Source organism: Mesorhizobium sp. M1273 (assembly GCF_040318195.1).
Lineage (GTDB): Bacteria > Pseudomonadota > Alphaproteobacteria > Rhizobiales > Rhizobiaceae > Mesorhizobium.
Window position 1 is genome coordinate 105459 of the sequence record NZ_JAMYLV010000019.1, and the last position, 6553, is coordinate 112011.

Sequence of the window (6553 nt, forward strand, 5' to 3'; positions counted from 1 at the left end):
GGCAAGTCGCATCGACTTGAGCATGCCGCAATTGCCTATCAACGTTTTATTACGGTATGCGCCGCGGGGGAGCAGGTTGAGCAGGATCGACGTTTTTGTGGCGCCGCGGCCCAATGCGACACTGATCAACGCTATGACATTCGTCAACCGGATTGTCATGCTGCACGGCATTCCGGGGTTTCGCGACCTGTTGCCATTCAACCGTCTGGCCGGTTTGCGCGGCGTCGCCAATGTCCGCCACATCGATTTTCCGGAGGATGACCGGCAAAGGCTGAAGGCTTGTTGCGGCGCGGGCAAGGCGACGTTCATCACGCCCAACCATCCTGAATTCTTTACCGACTGGATGATCGACAAGGAGGTCGTCTCGCGGGTAAGCCCGCTGGCGGCATCCTGGGCCACGCACGGCGTCGTCAACGGGCTTGGCCGGCTGATGCAGAAATTCTGGTTGGCCAACAATCTGATCGCGCAAATCCCGGGCAACAGCGCGGCCGCCAAGGAACATTCGGTGGCCTGGGCGCTGAAGGGGCACGGCGTGCTCCTGCATCCCGAAGGCGGTGTCGGCTGGCATGCCAACATCATTGCCCCGCTGCTGCCGGGCGCGGTCGAAATGGGGTTCGAGGCGTTGAAGCGCGGCCGCCTGACGGATCCGGATTTCAAGGTTTGGATCGCGCCCGTGATCTGGAAGCTTGCTTTCACGGGGAATGTCGAGGCAGCGCTGGCAAAGGAATGCGCCTATGTCGAGCACAGCCTGAAAATCGAACGCCGTGCCGCCGATTCGCTGCCGGAGCGCATCCATCATATCTATGCGACGTTGCTGTCTCGCGATGAGGCTGCATATGGCCTGCGGTCCGATGAGCGGGCTTCGTATGACGCACGTCAAAAGGACCTGCTGACCGAACTCGGCCGTCGCCTTGCCGAACTTGTCTCGGTCGACGCCGGCACGCTCGACAATGCCGACCTTTTGCGCCGTTCGCGGCGCTGGCTGCGGGAAAGCACGGATGGCAGCGGAAGCCAGAAGCAGGTCCGAACGCTGGCAGATGCGATCCAGCGCCTGCAGCGTGTCGGGCCGTGGGCCTCAGCCAACCCGCGCATCACGCGGGAGGAGATCGCCGAACATTTGAAGCGGATCCGCAACGATTATTGCAAGGGTACGCTGCGCGATGCGATCAACCGTTTCGTGCCGCAGCCGGCAGGCCCACGTCGCGCCTATGTCCGGGTACCGGAGCCGCTAGGCTTGCACGCCTATCAAGGCTCCGTCGAGGAGGCACTCGCCGAACTGCACGACCGGATGCAGGAGACCGTCACCAAGACGATGACGCAACTCGAGGCTGGCGGCGGCTTCATTTTCTATGCCAATCCCTTCTATCATCGTTAGCGGTGTGTTGGTCGGCGCAAGATGAAGGAGTGCGGCAAGCCTGTGGCGGTCTATGTCGATGCGGCGATCTGGAAATGGGTCGGCCACCGCTGGTGTCATCTGCTGGCAGACGACACCGACGAGCTGCATCGCTTTGCCGGGCAGCTCGGCATCAAGCGCGCGTCCTACCAAGGACCGCCAAAAACATCCGCGCCGCACTATGACATAACCGGGTTCGAGCGCGACCGCGCAGTGCGGTTAGGCGCCATCGAGTGCAGCCGCGAGGAGATCGTCGCCGTTTTCCGGCGTGTGCGGGTGCCGAAGGGGAAGATGCGGCAATGACACCGGTGCGCTGATCGCCGCACGCTGAGCCGCAAGACGCCACAGCGCTTGCGTTTGTCGCGCTTCCCCTCTATATGCGCGCTCATTCCACACACGGACTTTGGTGTCTGCCCGGGAGAAATCCGGCTGAAACCTCCGGTGGCGTTCGAGGACAAAGTCCAAAAATGCCTGTGTCCGTGGAGGCTAACCGGAAAGGAAATAAGAATGGCTCTGCCTGATTTCAGCATGCGCCAGCTATTGGAAGCTGGCATTCACTTCGGCCACCAGACCCACCGCTGGAACCCGAAAATGGCGCCCTATATCTACGGCGCCCGCAACAACATCCACATCATCGACCTCTCGCAGACAGTGCCTTTGCTGCACCAGGCGTTGAAGCAGGTTTCCGACACTGTTGCCAAGGGCGGCCGGGTGCTGTTCGTCGGCACCAAGCGCCAGGCCTCCGACATCGTCGCCGATGCCGCGCAGCGCTCGGCCCAGTACTATGTCAACTCGCGTTGGCTCGGCGGCATGCTGACCAACTGGAAGACGATCTCGAATTCCATCCAGCGCCTGCGCAAGCTCGACGAAATGCTGGCCGGCGAGGCTCAGGGCCTGACCAAGAAAGAGCGCCTCAACCTCGACCGCGAGCGTGAGAAGCTCGACAAGGCGCTGGGCGGCATCAAGGATATGGGTTCGACGCCCGATTTGATGTTCGTGATCGACACCAACAAGGAAGCGATCGCCATTCTCGAGGCCAAGCGTCTCGGCATCCCGGTCGTTGCCATCATCGATTCCAACTGCGACCCGGACAAGATCGACTTCCCGATCCCCGGCAATGACGACGCGGCCCGCGCCATCCAGCTGTATTGCGATTTGATCGCGAAGGCAGCTATCGACGGCATCGCCCGTCAGCAGGGCGCGCTCGGTGTCGATATCGGCGCATCGGTCGAGGCTCCGGTCGAGCCGGCGCTCGATCAGACCCCGGCCGCCGAGAGCCCGGCAGCCCAGACCCCGGAAGCATAGTAGCGAAGGCCGGCTGCGGCCTTCATCTTTCCAATATGTTGGCGCGGTAAGCGCTACCAGCACCAGGCGCATCATCGAAAATCGATGGTGCGTCAGTGCATTTAGACAAAGAGGCGACAATGAGCATTTCGGCTGCACAGGTCAAAGAACTCCGCGACTTGACCGGCGCGGGCATGATGGATTGCAAGGCGGCGTTGAACGAGACCAACGGCAATATGGAAGAAGCCATCGACTGGCTGCGCAAGAAGGGCATTTCCAAGGCCGACAAGAAGGCTGGCCGTACCGCTGCCGAAGGCCTGATCGGCGTAGATTCCGGTGTCCGCGAGGCAGCGATCGTCGAGGTCAATTCCGAGACGGACTTCGTTGCCCGCAATGCTGCGTTCCAGGAGATCGTCGCCAATGTCGCGAAGGTCGCGCTTGCCTATGGCGGCAAGACCGAGGCCGTTGCCGCCGCTCCCTATCCGGGCTCGGGCAAGTCGGTCGCCGAGACCATCAAGGACGCTGTCGGCACCATCGGCGAGAATCTGGGCTTCCGCCGCTCGGCCAAGCTCACCGTCGAGCACGGCGCTGTCGCAACCTACGTTCACAATGCGGTCGCCGACGGCCTTGGCAAGCTCGGCGTGCTGGTGGCCATCGAGACGACAGGCAACGCGCATGCCGCCAACGCCTTCGCCCGTCAGGTTGCCATGCATGTCGCTGCCACCAATCCGATGGCCCTGACCACCGAAGAGCTCGATCCGGCCGCAGTGGAACGCGAGAAGGCGATCTTCGCCGACCAGGCGCGCCAGTCCGGCAAGCCGGAAGCGATAATCGAGAAGATGGTCGAAGGCCGTTTGCGCAAGTTCTATGAAGAGGTCGTGCTGCTCAAGCAGGCTTTCGTGCTCAATCCCGACATTACCGTCGAGAAGGCGCTGAAGGATGCCGAAAGCGAAATCGGCGCGCCAGCCAAAATCGCTGCCTATCTGCGCTTCGCGCTCGGTGAGGGCATCGAGAAGGAAGAGACCGATTTCGCGGCGGAAGTCGCGGCAGCGGTCAAGAAGTAACTATTCGTTTGAAAGGCTTTTTCGGCCGGGTATCCGCGAGGATGCCCGGCCGATTTCTTGCGCGGTGTCGATGAAGGCGCGGAGCTTCGGGGCCATCGAGGCGCGGCGCGGGAAATAGAGGAACAGTCCCGGTTCCTCGATCGATACCTCGCCAAGGACTTCGACCAACCGGCCTGCCTCGATGTCGGGCTTGACAAGCGGCTCGAACAGATAGGCGAGGCCGATACCGGCAAGCGCCATTTCCCTTGCCGACAGCGGATCGCTGACGACCACGCTGCCGCGTGTCTCGACGCTGATATCCTTGCCCTGATCGGACAGATCCCAGCGATAGAGCGCACGTGATCGCAGCAGCCGATAGCCGATGCAGTTGTGCGCGGCGAGATCGGCCAACGCCCATGGCCGCCCGCGCCGGGCGACATAGGCCGGCGAGGCAACGATGATGCTGCGGAAAGGCCCTGTCAGTCGCACCGTCACCATATCCTCGGCGATCATCTCGCCCAGCCGGATGCCGGCGTCAAAACCCTCGCCGACGATATCGCTCAGACGTTCGTCGGTGACGATCTCCACCGTCACGTCAGGGTAACGTTCCGCCATCGCCGTCAGGATGGGCATCAGCGCCAGAGGCAGCGCCAAACGCGGCGCGTTGATCCTGAGCAGTCCGCTTGCCCGGCCTTTGACAGAGCGGATACGTTCGATCCGGTCGGCAATGTCTTCCAGCGCCGGCTCCGCCGCAGCGACAAGCGCGGTGCCAGCCTCGGTCAGCGAGACGCTGCGCGTGGTGCGGGCAAACAACGGCTGGCCGATTCGCTCCTCTACCAGCCGAACCGCATGGCTGACCGCTGACGGGCTCATGCCGAGCTCGGCGGCTGCCGGCGCGAAGCCGCCACGCCGCGCGACGGCAACGATTATAGGTAGGTGGCTAAGCAGATCGCGGTCCATTCATGCATGATATCGCATAGTCCATTCGGATAATGCAATCTTATCGGTGGGGAAAGGAGGGCGCATCTTTGGCTGCATCACACGGCAATCGCCGAGCAGCCAAGGAGACGTCTAATGACCGACCTCGATTCCGGACGAACCCGTAATATCGAGACCGTGCGTAAATTCTTTGATCTGATGCACCGCAAGGACATTGAGGCATGGGGCGACCTTTGGGCTGAAGATGGCCGTATACTTGTCTTCTACCCGCCGGCAGGATTTGGAAACAGCATCGATGGTAAGGCCGCGATCCTGGCGGCCTTCCGAGGCCTCTTCGGTAATTTCGAATCCTTCGATTCGCAGCTGACAGCCATCTATCCGGCAGCGGATTCGGACGCGATCGTCGTTGAGTACAAGAACCGCGCGGTGCTGATCGGCGGCACTGAATACACCAACAGCAATATCGCGATTTTCCACTTCAAGAGCGGTCTGATCAGCGCCTACCACGATTATTTCGATCCGCGCCGCTTCCAGGTGGTGGTCGATGCGCTGGCCAAGGCCTGACTGCGTATCCCAGGCAAGACCTCAATCCCGCTTTTCAAACTTCAGGAGAAATCCATGACCATGTCCTACTACACGCTCGGCAACAGCGGGCTGCGTGTCACCCGCCTGGCGCTCGGCACCATGACGTTCGGCACGGAATGGGGCTGGGGCGCGGAGAAGGAAACCGCGCGCGCCTTGGTTGATGCCTATGTCGAAGCCGGTGGCAATTTCTTCGATACCGCCGATCTCTATACCGGTGGCACGGCCGAAACCTGGCTCGGCGAATTCATCGCCGAGCGTGGGCTGCGCGACAAGGCGGTGATCAGTACCAAATTCACCTACAACGCCGAACCGGGCAACCCGAACGCGGGGGGCAACGGCCGCAAGAACATCCTGCGAGCAGTAGACGGTTCGCTGAAGCGGCTCGGCACCGACTACATCGACCTCTACATCCTCCATACCTGGGACAGGCTGACGCCGCCGGAGGAGGTGATGCGGACGCTGGACGATCTGGTGCGCGCCGGAAAGATCCGGCATGTCGGTCTGTCCAACGTGCCGGCCTGGTACGCAAGCCGGGCGCAGGCCGTCGCCGAGCATCGCGGCTATGAACCGGTTTCGGCGCTTCAGCTCGAATATTCGCTGGCCGAGCGCAACATCGAGCACGAGTTCGTGCCGTTCGGCACGCGCTATGGCGCCGGAATCATGGTCTGGAGTCCATTGGCCAGCGGCCTGCTCAGCGGAAAATACCGTTTCGATACAATCGTCGAGGATGGTGGCCGGCTGGAGACAATGCGTGGTTCGACCAATCCCGGTTTCCAGAAATTCACCGATCGCAACTGGCAAATCGTCGCCGAACTGGAGAGGGTTGCCGGCCAGCTCGGCCGCAGCATGGCCCAGGTCGCCCTGAACTGGACGGCAAACAGGCCAGGCATTGCGTCCGTCATCGTCGGCGCCACCAGGCTTGACCAGCTCAAGGACAATCTCGGCACGCTTGATTTCGATATTCCCGAAGATCTTCGGGCACGGCTCGATGCGGTGAGCCGGCCGGTCACGCCCTTTCCGTATTCGTTCTTCGGCCCTGAAATACAAGGCGGCCTGACCGGTGGGCAGGCGGTTGGCGGCAAGCCGGCAAGCTATCTGCCGGATCTGCTCATGCGAGGAACTTTTGCCGGCGTGAGCTGACGGCTATCCCGGTCCACGATCTCAACTTTCCGGCTCGGGGGGGGGGGGGGGCACCCGCCGGGCGGCCCTGTGTGTGCGCCGCGCGCGAGGTGGGGGGGCGCCCAACCCCGACCCGCCCCGCGCCCGGGCCCGCGATAGGGGGGGGGACCCCCACCACCCGCGCTGGTGG

The 6553-nt window shown here is 62.3% G+C and carries 7 protein-coding genes; 6 read left to right on the forward strand and 1 reads right to left on the reverse strand.

Features of this window, described 5'->3' with window-relative positions:
* The first annotated feature begins 76 nt into the window (after positions 1-76).
* The 4 genes from NKH30_RS20470 (at position 77) to tsf (ending at position 3741) form a co-directional block, all read left to right on the forward strand.
* Positions 77-1375 (forward strand): lysophospholipid acyltransferase family protein, encoded by a 1299-nt coding sequence (locus NKH30_RS20470; RefSeq protein ID WP_352996752.1) that lies wholly within the window; start codon positions 77-79, stop codon positions 1373-1375.
* 42 nt (positions 1376-1417) lie between these two features.
* Entirely contained in the window at positions 1418-1696 is a 279-nt protein-coding gene (locus tag NKH30_RS20475) for a DUF4031 domain-containing protein (protein WP_352540673.1), read from the forward strand.
* 204 nt (positions 1697-1900) lie between these two features.
* On the forward strand, positions 1901-2698 hold the full coding sequence (rpsB, locus tag NKH30_RS20480; RefSeq protein ID WP_031211288.1) for a 30S ribosomal protein S2: 798 nt from the start codon (positions 1901-1903) through the stop codon (positions 2696-2698).
* Positions 2699-2817: 119 nt separating this feature from the next.
* The gene (gene tsf, locus NKH30_RS20485; protein WP_352471655.1) at positions 2818-3741 is read left to right on the forward strand and encodes a translation elongation factor Ts; all 924 of its coding nucleotides are present in this window, start codon (positions 2818-2820) and stop codon (positions 3739-3741) included.
* Here tsf and NKH30_RS20490 read toward each other — a convergent pair whose 3' ends face one another.
* On the reverse strand, positions 3742-4680 hold the full coding sequence (locus NKH30_RS20490; protein ID WP_352448816.1) for a LysR family transcriptional regulator: 939 nt from the start codon (positions 4678-4680) through the stop codon (positions 3742-3744). It lies immediately after the preceding gene.
* A 114-nt stretch (positions 4681-4794) separates the two neighbouring features.
* Here NKH30_RS20490 and NKH30_RS20495 point away from each other — a divergent pair, with 114 nt between their 5' ends.
* A complete protein-coding gene (locus tag NKH30_RS20495; protein WP_352471652.1) occupies positions 4795-5223 on the forward strand; it encodes a nuclear transport factor 2 family protein in 429 nt (142 codons plus the stop codon).
* Between the two features lie 54 nt (positions 5224-5277).
* On the forward strand, positions 5278-6384 hold the full coding sequence (locus tag NKH30_RS20500) for an aldo/keto reductase (protein WP_352996755.1): 1107 nt from the start codon (positions 5278-5280) through the stop codon (positions 6382-6384).
* The last annotated feature ends 169 nt before the right edge of the window (positions 6385-6553 follow it).

Excerpts from the sequence above, each read along its gene's own strand:
- tsf (WP_352471655.1), top strand. The coding sequence starts at position 2,818 with ATGAGCATTTCGGCTGCACAGGTCAAAGAACTCCGCGACTTGACCGGC.
- rpsB (WP_031211288.1), top strand. The coding sequence starts at position 1,901 with ATGGCTCTGCCTGATTTCAGCATGCGCCAGCTATTGGAAGCTGGCATT.
- NKH30_RS20500 (WP_352996755.1), top strand. The coding sequence starts at position 5,278 with ATGACCATGTCCTACTACACGCTCGGCAACAGCGGGCTGCGTGTCACC.
- NKH30_RS20495 (WP_352471652.1), top strand. The coding sequence starts at position 4,795 with ATGACCGACCTCGATTCCGGACGAACCCGTAATATCGAGACCGTGCGT.
- NKH30_RS20490 (WP_352448816.1), bottom strand. The coding sequence starts at position 4,680 with ATGGACCGCGATCTGCTTAGCCACCTACCTATAATCGTTGCCGTCGCG.